An 18,287-nucleotide genomic window follows, 5' to 3' on the forward strand; every position below is an offset into this window, starting at 1 on the left:
GGTTGTTCGGTCTGCCGACCATCCGCGGCTCCTCCGCGGTTGTGTTAGTCGGTCGTTGCGAACCCAAAGCCGTTGGTTCAACGGTTGTGGGGCTATTGTATGACCCGGTTATCGACACTTGCGTTACGGAGTTCGGGTTTCGATATGCGCGGTATTTTGTGAGATGTGACAGTCCATAATTTGGACTCCTATATGGTCGCTCAGGCGTAAGCCCACGGCGGGCGGTAAACCTGAAAGCGTGAGTCAAGGGCATCAATACGAACGAGAGGACGGCGAAAGCAGCGCCGCCGCAGTACAGCATTTCCACACGCACTCCATCCCGCTCGACATGGAAGACATCGAGCGTGACTGGGACAAACCCATCACCGAAGCGGGCATCGCCGCCAAGGCCAGCGTCATCGTGCGCGTCGGCCTGCTCGACCTGTCGGCCGGCACCGGATCGTTCCGCGTGCGCGAGATGATGCACCGCATCGCCTACCCGCTCGGCGTGCACGTTCGCGCCGACGTCAACCTCACCGACATCGAGGCCGCCTGCACCGACGGCAAGGACCGCATCACCGAGGTCATCGACCTGCCCTCCACCGGCGTCAACACCGAACGCATCTGGCTGCTCGAACACTTCGCCGACTGGTTCAGCGTCAACCTTGGCGAGGACTCCATGTACCACAGCCGGCCCGAGGTGTCGAAAGGGCTCATGCAGCACCTCGACACCAAGGACGCCTCGCAGGTGTCGGCCGAACTGGCCAAGCAGCTGCGCGAGGAGGAGAAGCACGACAAGGGCGCGGGCGCCGGAGCTGAGGACGGAAGCGACGCCAAGCCTGGGCAGGACGCCGTGCTTGACGCGCTCGAAGCCGCCAGCCGGCATGCGGATCCGGGCGATCCGCGCGCGCATCAGCTGCACGTGCACGAAACCGACTGGTCGCAGTCCGCGATGACGCAGTCGCTCGCCGCGCGGGCAGCCGTCGAACGCGAGGAGGAAGCCGAGGCTGCCCAGTCCGGCAGCGAGCCCGAGGCGTACCGAATCTCCGGCGATGCGCGGCCCGACATCGGCGACGCGGATACGGTCGCCGGCGATCCGGCACCGGCCCAATCCGGCGCATCCCCCCAATCGATCAGCGATCATGTCCGGCATCGTCCGGCCCCGCGCAGCGGATTCCTCCCCAGCGAAGCCGACGCCCGCAAGCACTCGCACAAGCCGCCGAAAGGCCAGTATGCCGAGCACTTCGACCACGTCGGCAAGGAGCGCGTCTCAGGCCGCCCCGGCATCACCGTGCGGCAGGCCCACCAGCGGCTCGACATGATCGAACGCCGCAAGCCGCTCTACTCCCCCGCCTTTGCCGGCCTCGCCTCCGCGATCGCCTGCGCATCCTTCGTGTTCCTGCTCGGCGGCGGCCCCTACGACATGATCGGCGCGTTCGTCGGCGCCGGACTCGGTCACTGGCTGCGCCGCGTGCTGTTCAAGCGTCATCTCAACCAGTTCTTCGTCACGTTCGTGTGCGTGGCGGTCGCGGCGCTCGCGTGTACGGGCACGCTGCGTCTGATCGGCCTGTTCGATCCGGTTGCGCTGCAGCACGATACCGCGTACATCGGCGCGATGCTGTTCGTCATCCCCGGATTCCCGCTCATCACGGGCGGGCTTGACATGGCGAAGATCGACTTCCCGTCCGGCGTGCAGCGCGTGACCTACGTGCTGTGCATCATCCTCATGGCCACGCTCGCCGGGTGGATGGTTGCCACGATCGTGCACCTCAACCCGCAGGGCTTCGAGCCGCTCGGGCTGAACCCGTGGGTCAATATGCTGCTGCGCGCGGTGTTCGCGTTCCTTGGTGTGTGGGGCTTCTCCGTGATGTTCAATTCCCCGCAGCGCATGTGCCTGACGGCCGCGGTGATCGGCATGATCACCGACACGTTGCGTCTCGAGATCGTGGACATGGGCGTGCCGGCCGAGGCGGGCGCGTTCATCGGCGCGTTCCTGGCCGGCATTCTGGCCACCGTGTGGCGCTCGTCGGTGCGCAAGGGGTGGCTGCCGCCGCACCTCGGCTACCCGCGCATCTGCCTGACCGTGCCGTCGATCGTCATCATGGTGCCGGGCATGTATATGTACCGCGCGATGTGGTATCTCGGCAGCTTCGAGACGCTGAGCGCGCTCGACTGGGCGTTCCGCGCGTTCATGGTCATCATCTGCCTGCCGATCGGTCTGGCGATGGCCCGCGTCATCACCGACAAGTCCTGGCGCTACGACATCTGATCTGGGGAGCCGGCGCGAATTCGTATGCCCGGGGCTGGCGCAATGCGTTGGCTCCGGGCATCGTGTTTTTTCGGTCATGCGAGGGCGCGGTGTGACGATTGAGAGGCTGGTTCTTGGGTTTGCCGAGACGGCTTGGCCTCTTGATCGTCAAACCGCTTCAGAATCTGCCCTGACGGGTGTGGATTCGCATGTAGGCCCGATGCCGCCGGCTCACAGCGTGAGACGTTGAACGGATAATACGGGCTTCGTGTCCACCCTCTCAGCGACCGTCGAATACACGAAGCAAAAAGGGAGCAGGGACGACGCGATCGATTCCCATTTCTCCCGATTCGCCATGTAATCCAACGCCGATCACGGCGACGCGAGCAACCGCGAAACCCGAGAGAACCGAGAACATATGGGACTGAACGATTTTTGGATCCTGCTCGCCATGGGCATTTATTTCGCCGCGATGCTGTCCGTCGGATTCGTGTTCTCCAAACGTTCCAACTCGTCGTCGCAAGAATATTTCGCGGGCGGCCGCGGCGTCGGCCCGTGGCTCACCGCCCTGTCCGCTGAAGCGTCCGATATGTCGGGCTGGCTGCTCATGGGTCTGCCCGGCCTCGCCTACTTCACCGGCGCGGCCGACCCGATGTGGACTGCGATCGGCCTCGCCGTCGGCACATACCTCAACTGGAAGCTCGTCGCCCGCCGTCTGCGCCGCTATTCGGTGGTCGCCGGCGACGCGATCACCATCCCCGATTTCTTCTCCAAGCGCTATCACGATCGCGAAAACATCCTCTCCACCATCGCCGCGTTCATTATCCTCGTGTTCTTCTGCGTATATGTGGGCAGCTGCTTCGTCACGGTCGGCAAGCTGTTCGCCACGCTGTTCGGCTTCGACTATCACCTCATGATGGTGCTCGGCGCGATGGTCGTGTTCGTGTACACCGTCGTGGGCGGCTACCTGTCGGTGGTGGTGACCGACTTCATCCAAGGCATGCTCATGTTCTTCGCTCTGGCCGTGGTGTTCATCGGATCGGTCGTATCGGCGGGCGGCATCGGCAATACGGTCGCGTTCCTGCGTGCCATTCCGGGCTTCCTGTCGGGCACCGAAGTCGCGGTGCCGACGCTCAACGACCTCGGCCAGCAGATCATCCGCGACGGTCAGGCCGTGTTCTCCTCGCCGCGCGACTACGGCATCATCACCATCGTGTCGATGATGGCGTGGGGCTTGGGCTATTTCGGCATGCCGCAGGTGCTGGTGCGGTTCCTGTCGATCCGCAGCGTGGAGGAGATCCGCAAGTCGCGCATCATTGCGACCTCGTGGTGCGTGCTGTCGCTGGCGTGCGGCGTGTGCATCGGCCTGGTGGGCCGCGCGATGATGCCGACCGAGTTCGCGACTCAGGCGGCGGCCGAGAACGTGTTCATCGTGATCGCGCAAACGCTGCTGCCGAGTTTCCTGTGCGGCGTGGTGGTGTCGGGCATTTTCGCCGCGTCGATGAGTTCGTCGTCGTCCTACATGATCATCGGCGCGTCCGCGATGGCGGAGAACCTGTTCCGCGGCGTGATGCATCGTCGCGCGACTGATCGTCAGGTGATGATGGTGGCGCGCGCCACGCTCGTGCTCATGTTCGTGTTCGGAGTGATCGTGGCTTACGACCAGAATTCCTCGATTTTCCAAGTCGTGTCGTACGCGTGGGCTGGCCTTGGGGCGTCGTTCGGACCGCTCATGCTGTGCTCTCTATACTGGCGGCGCACCAACCGCCCGGGTGCGATCGCGGGCATGCTCGTCGGCACGGCCGCCGTGCTGGTGTGGCACGAGTTCGTCAAGCCGCTCGGCGGCATATTCGCGATCTACGAGCTGCTGCCCGCGTTCCTGCTGTCGTTGGCCGCGATCGTGGTGGTGTCGCTCGTCACCGCCGCGCCGAGCGACGAGGTGCTCTACGAGTTCGACCACTACCTCGACCCGATCGGCACGATGGACGAGGACGGCCTCATCACTGCGGAGGTGGTGGACGAGCGCTGAGCTCCTCGGGGCGGTCCTCTCTTTTCGCCCGCCTCGTCTCTCCTTCCCCGGCCTGCGTTCTAGACGAAAACGGACGCTACGCGCCTTCCCGGAGGGCGTTTGTTCCCAGTAAACCCGGTTTCTTGCAGAAAGCGGACGCCCAATGGGTCGCCGGCGTCCGTTTTCCACCAGGATCCGCTGCCATCTCATGAAAAACGCCCTCTGGCCGAATCGTCAGAGGGCGTTTGCGTTTAATATGGCGCATATCCTGGCGAAAAACAGACGCCAGAACATCAGCCGTCGGATCGGGGCGGATCCGAAATGCTCAGTACTTCATGCCCATGGCCTCGCGCACCTGCTCGAGGGTCTCCTCGGCGATGGCGTTCGCGCGCTTGTTGCCGTCGTGCAGCACGTCGCGCACGTAGTCCATGTCCTTCGCCAGCTCGGCGCGGCGCTCGCGGTGCGGCGCGAGGAACGCGTTCACGGATTCGATCACATACGCCTTGAGCGCGCCGGCGCCCGCCTCGCCGATCTCTTCGGCGATCTCCTTCGGGTCGCGTCCGGTCACGAGACCTGCGGTGGTCAGCAGCGCGGACACCTGCGGGCGCGCGATCGGATCGAACGTGATGCGGCGCTCGGAATCGGTCGGGCTCTTCTTGATGAGCTTCGCGGTCTCCTCCGCGGTCGCGCCCAGCATGATCGAGTTGCCGTACGACTTGCTCATCTTGCGCCCGTCAAGGCCCGGGATCTCCGGCGCCTCCGACAGGATCGCGGCCGGCTCCGGGAACACCGGGTGCTTCTTCGCGTAGCGCTCGTTGAAGCGGCGCGCGATGGTGCGCGTGATCTCCACGTGCGGCAGGTTGTCCTTGCCGATCGGCACGACGTTCGCCTTGCAGAACAGGATGTCGCACGCCTGATGCACCGGGTAGGTCAGCAGCAGGCCGGTCAGCGCGTGGCCCGACGCCTCCATCTCGGACTTGACGGTCGGGTTGCGGTGCAGTTCGGCCTCGGTGACGAGCGAGAGGAACGGCAGCATGAGCTGGTTCTCGGCCGGCACGGCGGAGTGCGTGAAGATCATGGTCTTCTTCGGGTCGATGCCCGCGGCCATGTAGTCGAGCACGAGGTTGAGGACGTTGTCCTGGATGTGCTCGGTGGTGTCGCGGTCGGTGATGACCTGGTAGTCCGCGATGATGATGTTCGTGTTCACGCCGCGCTCCTGCATGGCGACGCGTTCGCGGATGGAACCGAAGTAGTGTCCGAGATGCAGACGGCCGGTCGGGCGGTCGCCGGTGAGCATGGTGAACTTGCCCGGGTTGGCTTCGAGCTTGGCGAGCGTTTCGTCCGAGCGCTTCTTCGCCGCGAGGAAGCTCGCGCTCATTTCGTTGCCGGCAGCGGTCAACTGCTGTTCCTGGGTTTCGTCCGTCATTATTCCCCGCCTTTGCGCGTGTGAAAACACCTGAAAATATCGCTTTTATCGTAAAAGTCCGAGCCGACAAGCCCAACCGTGCAAACAAGTGGTACTCTCTTATGTGATGATTCAACACGTACAGTAATTTCAGGGGGTCACATGGGCCGCGGACGTCAGAAAGCCAAGCAGCAGAAAATTGCCCGAAAGCTCAAGTATTTGACCACTGATACTGATTACGACGAGCTCGCCAAGGAGCTGAGCGAACAGGAGCCGGGAGTCGGTTCTCCGGATCCGTTCGCCGATATCGAAGCCCAGTATGCCCACCATGCGGACGCTGATTCGGACGATTCCGTCGAGTCGTCGGCAACGTCCGGCGCCGCGGTCGACGACGATCTCGACGAGTACGCGAAGTGGGCCGCCGAGGCCGCCGCGAAGGCGACCAGCGGCGAGTTCCCGGCCGCAAAGGCCAAGCCGGCCGCCATGCCGAAGCCGCACAAGCCGATTCCCATGCCGGTGCCGAGCGCGCTCAAGCCCAAGAAGGACTGAGCGGCCAATACGCCTGTTGCTGCGTGGCGGATGACGCTCACCGATGATCCGTCGGTGAGCGTCATCCGCCATTTTGATTATTCGGCGGCGTTTTTTTCTCTTGCTTGCGGCCTGTCGGTGAGCGTTTTCCGCCAGTGGTCGCAGATGCTCGCAGGATCCTGCGGACGGGATGATCGGCACTGCCGACCGTGGGTGCGCGGCCGTCTTATAGCGGCAGCAGATCGCTCAGATCGTCGCGCTCGCCCACTGCGGTGATATGGCCGGCGTCGCGCTCCTCGTCCCACGTGGTGATGCCGGCGGCGAGGCGCAGCCAGACATCCGGATCGAGTTCGATCACGTCGGGCGGGGTGAGGTTGTGCGGGTCGGACGCCGGACCGTCGAGAATCTTGATCGCGCCCCACGGGGCCACGCGTACCTCCACGCCGGGGCCGGGCGCGCGGCGCTCCAGCAGGAACAGCGTGTAGCGTACGGCCATCGCCCAGATCGGTCGAGGCAGTGCCGGATTGATTTCCAGCCGTGTGGCGATCGGGATGACAAGCATCGTCTCGTCGGCGGATCGCGTTGCATGATCGGCGCTGTTCGTCGAACCATCCAACTCCCGACGTGCCGCATGATCGGTCGGCGATCCAGCCGACGGGCCGGTCGCATCGCCGACGGACTGCGCCAGCTGTTCGTGCGCGGCGTCGCGCCATCGTGCCCACGCCAGTCGCCCTTTGTCCAAGTCCTGTTCTCGAATCACAGCCATGCCTCTACCCTACCCGCACTTCGCCGGACGCGCCGTGATTCCGTCGGCCGGTCGCGCGGGTCGGCTGTGCGGGTCGGCTGTATCAATCGGCCGTATCGGTCAGTTGTATCGATTGACCGTCGTCCGGCCGTCGTCCGGCTACGTTGGCGGCTCCCCCGATCGTGAGCGTGAACAGAGGTTGCCGCATACGCTGTCATTCGGTATCGTACCGGTTCGATAATGTAGCAATCGTTCGCGGTACCAACCGGTCGATCAGCCGCGTGTTGCGTGGCGTCTGGCCGGATCGGGCCATCGCGAAGCACCGCTACGTTGCGTGTCGCGCCCTGTGTTGTATGATTGCAACGTTGATGCAAACGATTGCAGGACGTAATGCAGCGTTCATCTTGACGTTTATGCGCCGTCACCGCGGCGGGGCATAATGACAAGGGACAACACAACGGAAAGAGAGTCAAATATGACTGAAATTACCGCACCCAAGTCGCCGGTCACGACCGCCGAGTTCGCCGACGAGATTCGTGAGCAGCTGAAGTACTCTCAGGGTGTCACCGTCGAGCAGGCCACCGCGGCTGATGTCTACGTCGCCGCCGCCAAGGCCGTGCGCAATCATCTTGCGGACGCGTGGTTCACCACGCAGGCCGATACCGTCAACGGCAACACCAAGGCCGTCGGCTACCTGTCCGCCGAATTCCTCATGGGCAAGCAGCTCGAGAACGCGCTGCTCAACGCCGGCCTGACCGACCAGTTCAACGAGGCCGTCGAATCCCTCGGCTTCAAGCCGAAGGACATCGTCGACGCCGAGTACGAGCCGGGCCTGGGCAACGGCGGCCTCGGACGTCTCGCCGCCTGCTTCATCGACTCGCTCGCCTCCCTCGGCGTGCCGGCGTTCGGCTACGGCATCCAGTACAAGTACGGCATCTTCAAGCAGAAGTTCGACGAGAACGGCAAGCAGGTCGAAACCCCGGACTACTGGCTGAGCAACGAGGAGCCGTGGGGCCACATCGACTACAACCGCGACCAGAAGGTCTCTTTCGGCGGCGAGGTCGTCGAGGAGAACGGCAAGAAGGTGTGGAAGCCGGCCTGGTCCGTGCGCGCCGTGCCGGTCGACTACCTGGTGCCGGGCTACAAGTCCCAGCGCGTGAACACGCTGCGCCTGTGGACCGCCAAGTCCTACGACGAGTTCGATCTGCTCGCGTTCAACCGCTCCGAGTACATGGAGGCCGTCGAGCCGCAGGTCAAGGCCGAGAACATCTCCAAGATCCTGTACCCGGAAGACTCCACCAAGGTCGGCAAGGAACTGCGCCTCGAGCAGCAGTACTTCTTCGTCTCCGCCTCGCTGCACGACGCGATCCGCGTCTTCTACCCGGGCCAGGACAAGCCGGATCTGACCACCTTCCCGAACAAGATCACGTTCCAGCTCAACGACACCCACCCGGTCATCGGCATCCCGGAGCTCATGCGCATCCTCATCGATGAGTACGGCTACGACTGGGATACCGCGTGGTCCATCACCCAGAAGACCTTCAACTACACCTGCCACACGCTGCTGCCGGAAGCCCTCGAGGTGTGGCCGGCCAGCCTGATCGGCGAGCTGCTGCCGCGTCACCTCGAGATCATCGAGAAGATCAACGAGCAGTTCGAGGCTGAGCTCAAGGCCAAGGGCGTGGACGAGGCGACCGCCAAGGACATGGCGATCTACACCGGCGATGCCGTGCGCATGGCCTACCTCGCCACCTACGGCGGCTCCCACGTCAACGGCGTGGCCGAGCTGCACTCCCAGCTGCTCAAGGACGTCACGCTGAAGAACTTCTCCGATGTGTACCCGGACAAGTTCACCAACGTGACCAACGGCGTGACCCCGCGTCGCTTCGTCAAGCTCGCCAACCCGGCGCTGTCCGACCTCATCACCGAGGGCCTCGGCACCGACAAGTGGGTTTCCGACCTTGAGATGCTCTCCGGCCTGGTCCCGCTGGCCCAGGACGACGAGTTCGTCAAGAAGTTCGCCGCCGTCAAGGCCGCCAACAAGCACGCGTTCGTCGGCTTCGCCAAGGATCACTACGGCCTCGACATCGACGAGAACACCATGTTCAACACGATGGTCAAGCGTCTGCACGAGTACAAGCGCCAGTCGCTGAAGATCCTCGCCGTCATCTCCAAGTACGCCGCCATCAAGAACGGCACCGTCTCGGCCGACGACATCCTGCCGCGCACCGTGTTCTTCGGCGCGAAGGCCGCCCCTGGCTACTACTTGGCCAAGATGACCATCGAGCTCATCAACAACGTCTCCAAGGTCGTCAACAACGATCCGGACGTCAAGGGCAAGCTGGCCGTCCACATGCTGCCGAACTACAACATCGAGATGGCCCAGAACCTCATCCCGGCCACCGAACTCGACGAGCAGATCTCGCAGGCCGGCAAGGAAGCGTCCGGCACCGGCAACATGAAGTTCGCCCTCAACGGCGCGCTCACCGTCGGCACCCTCGATGGCGCGAACGTCGAGATCCGCGAGCGTGTCGGCGCCGATAACTTCTTCCTCTTCGGCATGACCGTCGACGAGGTCGAGAAGCTGTACGCCGACGGCTACGATCCGGCCAAGTACTACGAGGCCGATCCGCGACTCAAGCAGGCCATCGACCTCGTCGCCGGCGGCACCTTCTCCAACGGCGACCGCAACGTCTACGCGCCGCTCGTCGCCGACTGGCTGACCAAGGACTGGTTCATGACGCTCGCGGACTTCTCCGCCTACGCCGACATCCAGTCCGAGATCGAGAAGCTCTACCGCGACCCGCTCGAGTGGAACCGCAAGGCCCTGCTCAACGTCGCGAACTCCGGTTTCTTCAGCTCCGACCGTTCGATGGAGGATTACCTCGAGCGCATCTGGCACACCGGTCCGCTCGCCGACTGACGGAGCGTATACCGCCTTTCCTCACCACTCGCTGTGCTGAGCACAGCTTCGGGTTCGGACGGCGGTTTCCGCACGCGTCAGTCGACTCGCTCCTCTGGCCTGAACATGGAGTGTCCGCGGCGCTGAGCCGTATAAGGAACAGTCCAGTGGGCTGTTCCTAGGCGAAGTGAGCAGCTATGCTGCGAAGGCTGCGTGTTACGCAGCTCCTCGGTCGACGTGCTGAGCACGCCTTCCCTCGGCGCGCCTAGAGGACACACGCATGCTCAGTCCATAGGACTGCGTCCGCTCGCCTGATCGGCGAAGAGGCCTGACTGTGGGAGGGGTGTCTCGGATCGAACATCATTTGATGTTCGATCCGAGACACCCCTCCTCTTTCGTAATGAATGCGTGAGGATGACCGGGTTGGTCAAACCTTCCCAGGCTTACGGCCGTTTTCGTGGGTGTAGCCGGCCGTATGCCCGGGAGGGTGACCGGTCATCGATGGTGGTTCCCGGGCTTACGGCCGTTTTGGGCCTTGGAACTGGCCGTATGCCCGGGAGAGATTGCCGTTGTTCCGTCACGGTTTGTCCGCTAGATCTATAAGTGGGTGGATTCGGATGCGGATACTTCCGTAAGTGGACGGATCGAACACGGATACTTCCGTAAGTGGGTGAATTCGGACGCTACTGCCGCGTAAGTGGGTAGAACTGGACCCGGATCGTGCCGATATCCCATAGGTGGGTAAATACGTACCGTGTAGACCCGATTTACCGCTCTAAATAGTACTGATTTACCCACTTTCCATTGTGGGCGTCCATATTTACCCACCTATGTGATCTGGGTGTCCGTAATCCCCCACTTATCCTGCTTCCCCATACAAGTGGGCATCGAGACGTACTCCCGCACCGCGGATGCTTCGGTTCTCATCGGTCATCATTGATTTTCGGGTCACGCGGGCAACAAAAAACCCGTACCGCAATCGATCACGGTACGGGATCATTCCATAGACTCGGCAACGGCGGCATATGTCATGCGTCGCCGTTATCGGTCAGCCGGACACAGACGAACCAATCGAAACCAGCCGATCAGACCGGTCAGCCGATCAGACCGGTCAGCCCCGGCCATCCGCCAGCCGACGGAATCGGTATCAGGCCTCAGCCGGAGCGGCGGTCTCGGACGGCTCGGCCTCAGCGGCGGCCGGCTCCTCGGCGGCCTCCTTGTTCAGGCCAAGATCGACCGGCGACGAGCTGTTCTCCCACGGCTCCTCCCACGGATCGTAATCCGGGTTCTGCTGCTTGTAGATGTACAGGCCCACCAAGCCGGCGAGCAGAGCGCCGAACAGCAGCGCAAAGAACTTCCAACCGTTAGAAGACTTGTTCTCCATGACGGCTCCTTTCCCAATCGTGCGGCCGGCTTGCCCATCCAAGCCAACTCTGCTCCCCATCTTAGAACGCCGAATGTGACGATTGGGTGGATTTACGCGCATCCCCGATCTGGCATGTCGTCCGATCCGCACCCGTCCGATACAGTGACTCTATGGCATATCACGGTTTCAGTTTGTTCCCCGGCTCCCCCAGCCTGCGCGACCTGTTCAACAAACGCGCGATCCGTTACCACTGGCGCGACGGCGGTCCGGTGTTCACCACCGCGATCCTGCTGATCTGCGTGGCCGTGTGGCTGATCGAGCTGCTGCTGTCGCTCGTGTGGCCGTCCGGACTGGTCGCGATGCTGAATGTCGGCGCGTTTCAGCCGATGCTCGCGACCCGCCATCCGTGGACGTTCCTTACGTCGATGTTCCTGCACCAGCCGACGTCGATTCTGCACATTCTGTTCAACATGCTGACATTGTGGTCGGTCGCACCGATGCTCGAACGGATGATGGGCCACTGGTCGTTCCTGACGCTGTACGTGCTGTCGGGCATCGGCGGCGGGTTCGGCATGATGGCGTGGGGCGTGCTTTGGCCGGGCGGTGCGGGCTGGCTGAACGCGGCGTATGGTGCGTCGGGCGCGCTGTTCGGGCTGTTTGCGGCAATGCTGGTCGTGTACCGGCGGATCGGTGCGGATATCAGTTCGATGATGGTGTGGATGGTGATCAATTTCGCGATGCCGGTGGTGGTGCCGAACATCGCGTGGCAGGCGCATGTGGGCGGGTTCCTGATCGGCGGACTGTTCACGTGGCTGCTGGTGACGCCGAAGTTGCAGTGGTCGCGCGGCAAGAGCCTGCAGTACCGGACGACGGTGTACGGCACGGCCGTGTTCGTGCTGATGCTGGTGCTGATCGCGGTGTGTGAGCTATTCAATCCGGGCAGCGTGTTGGGATTGCTGGGATAGATGCGGCTGGGCGTGCGGCGTCCGGACGGTGGACAGGGTGGTCAACTGGATGATTGCCTCGCGTGGAATTACACACGTGTAGTTTTCCACATTTGTGGAAAACCATGTGGATAACTTGGGTATAACTGTGTGGAATCGGTGGATAAGTCGTGGATAAACGACTTATCCACCGATTGTTATATGTGGGGATCGTTGGAATTCCAACGATTGTGGATTGTGGATAAGATAAGCGGCAAGTTGTCCACATTTCGCTGATATGAGTCGTTCGGCAGGAGTTTTCCACATGATGTGGATAACTATGGGGATAACTAGTGGATAAGTGGCGTATTTGAGTGGATAACTGCGTGCGTAACGGTGGATATCTTGTGGATAAGCTGTGGATAACTTTCGAAAGCCGTTGGAATCGTTGAGTTTTCGGGTGTGGATAACTTATATATACGCATGGCTTTGCGTATGTGGATAACTCAGGTGTCCATACAATGCGGCGCATGTGGATAACCGGCTCGTTTGTTCGCGTTTTTCCGTGTATGTGAATAACTGCCTGTCCGTGCGCGGAGTCGCCTGTGGATATCCTGCCTTGCGCCCACCGATCCGCGCCCCCGCTTGACTTTCCATATTGGAAAGCGTTATACTTTCCATAACGGAAACAATCATGGTGATGCGCAACCCGTGAACGCTTCCGGACCGGTCAATCAATCGCACGATCGCACCGCACGACATATATGGCACCGATCGTTTCTCGACAAACACAACCCGTCCAGTTCGCATCCAGTTCACCGTATTCGCCGTCGTTCATCGTCGGCGCTCAGCACAAGGAAGTCATCATGAACCGCAATCACCAATCGACAATCCCGACTCAGTCTGCACGGCAAACGCAACAATCTGAACCGCGGCAATCCAGTCGATCCGAGCAGTCCGACCGGCCCGGCCAGTCCCAGCTCTCCGCCGCGGACGCGCTCTCCTTCCTCGCTGCCGACCGCGAAGCCACAGCCGACCGATACACGCTCCCCTTCTCTTTCGACCTGATCATGTGTGTGTTCCTGGGCCTGATGCTCGCGGCGTTCTGGCTGCTAACCCGTGACATACTCACTCCCGGCAGTCCCGTATTCGCCGTCGCATGCGTGGGCTTCATCGCCGCACTGGTTGCGTCGGTGGCCGCGCTCATGAGCATATGGCGCAAACGCGGCATCCACGCCGTCATCTGGCCTCCGACCCGTCTGGCTGCGGTGTATATGGTACTTGAATTCATCTTGGGGATCGTCGTGACCGGCGTCCTCGTGATCGCGCCGCTCCCCCACTGGCAGGCCGCTCTCGTCATCGTCGCCACCGCACTCGCCGCGCTGCTGCTCGAACGGCTGACCTACCGCGACATCCGCCGCTACATCATCGCCGGCGGCTCCATGTCGCCATACGTGCTGGGACACAACCATCGCCGCTACGGTGCGAACGGCGAACTGTGGACGATGGCGCGATTCCGCGCGCTTCCTGACGACGAACGGCGTGAGGCCGCGCAACTGGTCGTCATGCCACTGTGGTTCTATCCGTTCGTGGCTGCAGGGGCGGTGGCTGTGATCTGGGCCGTCGGCGATGTTGCGGCAATGGTCTCGGCTGGAGCCTTCTCGTGGCATCGTGCGATTGACGCCACATTCCTGGCATCGTGCGCGGGCGTGATGTTCGAACGCGTCGTGCAATATGTGCGCGACAACAATATGGATACCCGTATGCGGCCGCCGACCCGCGTCTGCTGGGCGCTGATGATCGCCATGTGGGTGACGTGCCTTGTGCCGGTCTACCTTTCCGGATTCGCCATCGGATACGCGGCGCGTCATGCGGAGCCGCCCGTTGGGGAACTGTTCATCGGCGGCGCAGTGTTCGTGGTGCTGTTCTCGGCGCTCGGATGGATGTACGACCGCAAACAGCGCGATGCGATCGCGGCGGGAGCGTGATCGACATGGCCGGTATGATAAGGGTTCCATGCCTGGGATGTCTGGGATATCTGGGATGCCTGGGTGGGAATGACCGTGAACCGCGGAAAGGAGGCGCATCGTGGACGAACCGCAGTTCAACGAAGTGATCCACGCGCCGATGCGCCTGCGCATCTGCGGCATGCTGCACAGCGCCGGAGAGATCGAATTCGCCGCAATCCGCGATATGCTCGGCGTGAGCGACGCCGTATGCTCCAAACACCTGAAGGTCTTGGCGGAGAACGGCTATGTCTCGCTCGACAAGCGTCCGGGGCCGCGCAACGGACACGACATCACCTGGGTGTCGCTCACCGGTGAAGGGGCCAAGGCGTTCTCCGAGCATATCGCCGCCCTCCAGCTCATCGCCGGCATGGCGTAACGCATCTCTTTATCTTTATCGATTTCGTGATTTTCATGCTTTTCATGATCAGTCGAGTGATCAATGTCTCGCCCGATATCGTATGGGCGCATTCAGCAAAGGAGCCATCATCATGTCCACCGTAACGTTTGAACCCGTAGACGGCGCCGCTTCGCCGGTCGCCGCCCCGGTCAACCCCCGAACTCTCGTCGGCCGTGCCTCGATCCTGCTCATCGCCTACATGGCGCTGATGCAGGTGTTCGGCCTCCTCTCCGAACACGTGGCCCCGCTCGTCGGCATCCCTTCTGCCATCGCCCAGCCGGCCGCGCAAATCATCGGTCTCACCGGCGCCGCAGTCGTCCTTGCCGCAACCGCGATCCCCCTCATCCGCACCCGCACGTTCTGGCTCGGCGAGCCGTCCCCGCAGGCCCACAAGCGCATGACCCCGCGCCGTGCGCTCATGCTCGTCGCGACGATGCTGCTGATCCAATGCGTCAGCACCATCATCTCCTCGCTGCTGCAAACGGCGTTCGGCCTGGTGGGCGTCCAGCTGAAATCGGCATCGATGGAGGGCATCAACGGCATGGTCTCCGATTCATGGCTGATGGTGGTCGCCGTCGTGCTGGTCGGCCCGCTCGTGGAGGAGATCGTATGCCGTGGTCTGATACTGCGCTCGCTGGCTGGCCGCGGCAAGATGTTCGCGTTGACGACCAGCGCCGTGCTGTTCGGTCTGATGCATGGCGATGTACTGCAAGGCCTGTTCGCCGTGATGCTCGGCCTGTTGCTGGGCTATGTGGCGATGGAGTATTCGCTGTTGTGGGCAATCGTGCTGCACTGCGTGACGAATGCGTTCGCCACATTCATGGCGCAAGTGGCGGGCGGGCAGTCGCCGGAGGTGACTGTCGTAATCGGCCTGGCGCTGATCGTGGTCTATATCGTCTCCGCGGTGCTGCTGTTCCGTCGCCGTTCCGCGATCCGCGAATACATCGCCGCCAACCGTTCACTGCGCGGCAGTTACGTCGGCTGGGCGTCGCCGTGGTTCCTGCTCGTGGTGGCGTACTTCGCGGTGTGCGCTTTCGCCGGCTTCTCGCTGATGTGATGCCCGGGCGCCGGCGCCGTTCGATCCGCCGACGGACGCGAATCGGACGCAACCGATACCCGGTCGGAGCGCAGCCGAGGCGGCGTGGATACTGCGGATGCCGAAGCCGGACGCCGCGCACATGGAATCCGTGCCGTTTTCGCCCACCGCGGCGCATACAATAACGCACATGGAACAAAAAGACGTCCTCAAAGCACTGCAGCGTGACCATGCGGCCGAACTCAAGCTCGCCGCCGAACGGTTGAAGGGGACCGCTCGTCACACCGAAATCATCCCCTCGCCGATCCTGTCCGAGATGACCGGTCACAAGATTCTCCTCAAGCCCGAGAACCTGCAGGTCACCGGATCGTTCAAGATCCGCGGTGCATACAACAAGATCGCCTCCCTGTCCGACGAGGAACTCGCCCGCGGCATCGTCACCGCGTCTGCCGGCAACCACGCGCAGGGCGTCGCCTACGCGGCCCGCGAACGTGGCGCGAAAGCCACGATCTGCATGCCGACCATCACCCCGCCGCTCAAGGTCGACGCCACCAAGGCGTACGGCGCCGACGTGGTGCTCTACGGCGACGTGTTCGACGAGGCCGCCGCGCACGCGCTCGAGCTGAGCGAGCAGCAGGGCATGATCTATGTGCCGCCGTTCGACGATTACGAGGTTATCTGCGGCCAGGGCACGATCGGCCTGGAAATCCTCGAGGACGTGCCGGACGTGACCGATGTGGTCGTGCCGCTCGGCGGCGGCGGACTGGGCGCTGGCGTGGCGCTCGCGATCAAGACATTCAAACCGGATGTGCGCGTGATCGGCGCGATTCCTGAGGGCTCTCCGGCGTGGAAGGATTCGTTCGCGGCGGGCCGCGTGTCCCCCGCCGATCAGGTGGTCACCTCCGCGGAGGGCGTGGCCGTCAAGCACCCGGGCGACCTGCCGTTCGCTCTGCTCAACGAGTTCCTTGATGATCTCGTGACCGTGACCGAGCGCGATATCAACGAGATGATCCTGCTCATGCTCGAAAAGCACAAGCTGGTGGTCGAGGCGGCGGGCGCGGTGTCGCTGGCCGCGCTCGAGCATCTGAACCTGCGTTCGCGCAAGTTCGCGTCCGCACCGGGGCCGCATGTGGTGGTGCCGATCATGTCGGGCGGCAACATCGATACCGTTACGATCGGCGCGGTGATCCAGAAGGGCATGATCGCGCGAGGCCGCATCATGAACTTCGAGGTCGAGCTGCCGGACATCCCGGGCCAGCTGGTCAAGGTCGCCACGCTGCTCGCCAACGAGCGCGCGAACGTGATCGCGCTGGATCACGATCAGTTCAAGGCGTCCGGCCATTACACGAACGCGGTGTCGCTGAGCGTCACCGTTGAGACGAACGGCCCGGATCATATTGACCGTGTGCTTGCCGCTCTGCGCAACGCTGGCTTCCAGCCGAAGCGCATCTACTGATCGCTGATACGGTTCGGCCGATATAACGGATTGTCCCCGTCGATCATGTAATCGACGGGGACAATCCGTTAGCCATATTGTGTGCATTACTGTGCGGCCGCGATCGTCTCGTCCACGAGCTGCGGCAGCGCGACGGCGATATCCTCGCGGATGAGGCGCGTGGCGAGTCGGTCGTACTGCGTGCGTCCCATGTTCATGATTGTGATCGGCACTCCGGCCTGCGCGGCCACCGGCACCAACGATGCGGCCGGAAACACTTCGAGCGTCGAACCGATCACCCAGAACTCATCCGCTTCGGTGACGCGCTTCATCGACTTCTCCATCGCCCCGTCCGGCAGCTGCTCGCCAAAATACACGACGTCGGTTTTGATCAACCCGTTGCACGGCATGTTGCCGTTGTATGGCAGCTTGCGGTGGCAGTGCGGATCCGGTTCCTCGTCCAGCCGCGCCATGATGTCGGCCGTATCGTACTTCGCGTGGCACTTCATGCAGTGCGATGTGCCGATCGTGCCATGCAGGTTCACGATCACATCCGGCGAGTTGCCGGCCTTTTCATGCAGCGCGTCGAAGTTCTGCGTGGCAAGCAGCGTGAGCAGACCCGCCTTCTCCAGTTTGACGAGCGCCTGGTGTGCGGTGCCTGGCTGCGCGTTCCATACGGGCGACTCCTTTTGCCAGCGCCACGAATACTCGCGCTCTTTCTTATTGGTAAGAAACGCGTCGATGTCGTAGACGCTCATCTGCTCGGGGTGCTTGGTCCAGACGCCGTCCGGGCCGCGGAAGTCGGGGATGCCTGCGGACGTGGAGATGCCCGCGCCGGTTAATACTGCGATCTTTTTCGTCATATACATAGGTATACGCCGGTTGCGTGCGGAACGTGTATCGATGATGAACGACGGTTGGCGGGCGGTTGACTGGGGATTGAAATGTTGCGACACGCCGTTCGAGAGGTGGATTGGGATACGAAAACGGTGATTTTGGGGTTTAGGATAGTCTCAGAAGGCACGAAAAGCCTGTTTGCGACACGCCGAGGGAACCGTTTGTTTGCAACGGTTTTCGGCTTTGCTATGCCCGCCGGTTTGCGCGGATCGGGATGGTGGTGTAAGTTTATCTCTTGCTGCCGGTCAGCGACTGGTTCTCTTCCTGAGGATGAGGAACTGATCGTGTGGTGGTGGTTTGAGAACTCAAGAGCGTGTTTGTACTACTTCTTTATAGTCAATGATTGCCAGTTCATTCCTCGCTTCCTGTTTGGGGAGTCCATGAGAGTGGTTGATGAGGGGTGAGGTTT

At 62.3% G+C, this 18,287-nt stretch carries 13 protein-coding genes; 9 read left to right on the plus strand and 4 right to left on the minus strand.

The features are described from left to right. The first annotated feature begins 238 nt into the window (after positions 1 to 238). Both JS541_RS12850 and JS541_RS12855 read left to right on the plus strand, forming a co-directional pair. The gene (locus JS541_RS12850) at positions 239 to 2,248 is read left to right on the plus strand and encodes a threonine/serine exporter family protein (RefSeq protein WP_338023677.1); all 2,010 of its coding nucleotides are present in this window, start codon (positions 239 to 241) and stop codon (positions 2,246 to 2,248) included. 397 nt (positions 2,249 to 2,645) lie between these two features. Further along, positions 2,646 to 4,256, plus strand: a complete 1,611-nt coding sequence (locus JS541_RS12855) for a sodium/proline symporter (protein ID WP_214374881.1) — start codon at positions 2,646 to 2,648, stop codon at positions 4,254 to 4,256. Between the two features lie 304 nt (positions 4,257 to 4,560). Here JS541_RS12855 and trpS read toward each other — a convergent pair whose 3' ends face one another. Then, on the minus strand, positions 4,561 to 5,661 hold the full coding sequence (gene trpS, locus JS541_RS12860; protein ID WP_214374882.1) for a tryptophan--tRNA ligase: 1,101 nt from the start codon (positions 5,659 to 5,661) through the stop codon (positions 4,561 to 4,563). 141 nt (positions 5,662 to 5,802) lie between these two features. On the opposite strand from trpS, the gene JS541_RS12865 reads away from it, so the two are divergent. Continuing rightward, positions 5,803 to 6,189, plus strand: a complete 387-nt coding sequence (locus JS541_RS12865; RefSeq protein ID WP_214374883.1) for a DUF3073 domain-containing protein — start codon at positions 5,803 to 5,805, stop codon at positions 6,187 to 6,189. Positions 6,190 to 6,394: 205 nt separating this feature from the next. Here JS541_RS12865 and JS541_RS12870 read toward each other — a convergent pair whose 3' ends face one another. Continuing rightward, complete coding sequence (locus JS541_RS12870) at positions 6,395 to 6,934, minus strand: sterol carrier family protein (RefSeq protein WP_214374884.1); 540 nt, start codon at positions 6,932 to 6,934, stop codon at positions 6,395 to 6,397. 454 nt (positions 6,935 to 7,388) lie between these two features. Between JS541_RS12870 and JS541_RS12875 the strand changes: the two genes are divergently transcribed. After that, a complete protein-coding gene (locus JS541_RS12875; protein ID WP_214374885.1) occupies positions 7,389 to 9,836 on the plus strand; it encodes a glycogen/starch/alpha-glucan phosphorylase in 2,448 nt (815 codons plus the stop codon). Positions 9,837 to 10,962: 1,126 nt separating this feature from the next. Here the strand turns inward: JS541_RS12875 and JS541_RS12880 are convergent. Then, entirely contained in the window at positions 10,963 to 11,199 is a 237-nt protein-coding gene (locus JS541_RS12880; RefSeq protein WP_214374886.1) for a hypothetical protein, read from the minus strand. Between the two features lie 152 nt (positions 11,200 to 11,351). Here JS541_RS12880 and JS541_RS12885 point away from each other — a divergent pair, with 152 nt between their 5' ends. The 5 genes from JS541_RS12885 (at position 11,352) to ilvA (ending at position 17,002) form a co-directional block, all read left to right on the plus strand. Then, on the plus strand, positions 11,352 to 12,146 hold the full coding sequence (locus tag JS541_RS12885; protein WP_214374887.1) for a rhomboid family intramembrane serine protease: 795 nt from the start codon (positions 11,352 to 11,354) through the stop codon (positions 12,144 to 12,146). An 824-nt stretch (positions 12,147 to 12,970) separates the two neighbouring features. Then, a complete protein-coding gene (locus JS541_RS12890) occupies positions 12,971 to 14,092 on the plus strand; it encodes a hypothetical protein (protein ID WP_214374888.1) in 1,122 nt (373 codons plus the stop codon). A 100-nt stretch (positions 14,093 to 14,192) separates the two neighbouring features. Beyond that, on the plus strand, positions 14,193 to 14,489 hold the full coding sequence (locus tag JS541_RS12895; RefSeq protein WP_338023679.1) for a transcriptional regulator: 297 nt from the start codon (positions 14,193 to 14,195) through the stop codon (positions 14,487 to 14,489). A 112-nt stretch (positions 14,490 to 14,601) separates the two neighbouring features. After that, positions 14,602 to 15,567, plus strand: a complete 966-nt coding sequence (locus JS541_RS12900; protein ID WP_214374889.1) for a type II CAAX endopeptidase family protein — start codon at positions 14,602 to 14,604, stop codon at positions 15,565 to 15,567. 169 nt (positions 15,568 to 15,736) lie between these two features. Next, positions 15,737 to 17,002 (plus strand): threonine ammonia-lyase, encoded by a 1,266-nt coding sequence (gene ilvA / locus JS541_RS12905; protein ID WP_214374890.1) that lies wholly within the window; start codon positions 15,737 to 15,739, stop codon positions 17,000 to 17,002. Between the two features lie 86 nt (positions 17,003 to 17,088). Here the strand turns inward: ilvA and JS541_RS12910 are convergent, their stop codons facing one another. Next, positions 17,089 to 17,844 (minus strand): Sir2 family NAD-dependent protein deacetylase, encoded by a 756-nt coding sequence (locus tag JS541_RS12910; protein WP_214374895.1) that lies wholly within the window; start codon positions 17,842 to 17,844, stop codon positions 17,089 to 17,091. Positions 17,845 to 18,287 lie beyond the last annotated feature (443 nt).

This window comes from Bifidobacterium sp. SO1 (assembly GCF_018555335.1).
Lineage (GTDB): Bacteria > Actinomycetota > Actinomycetes > Actinomycetales > Bifidobacteriaceae > Bifidobacterium > Bifidobacterium simiiventris.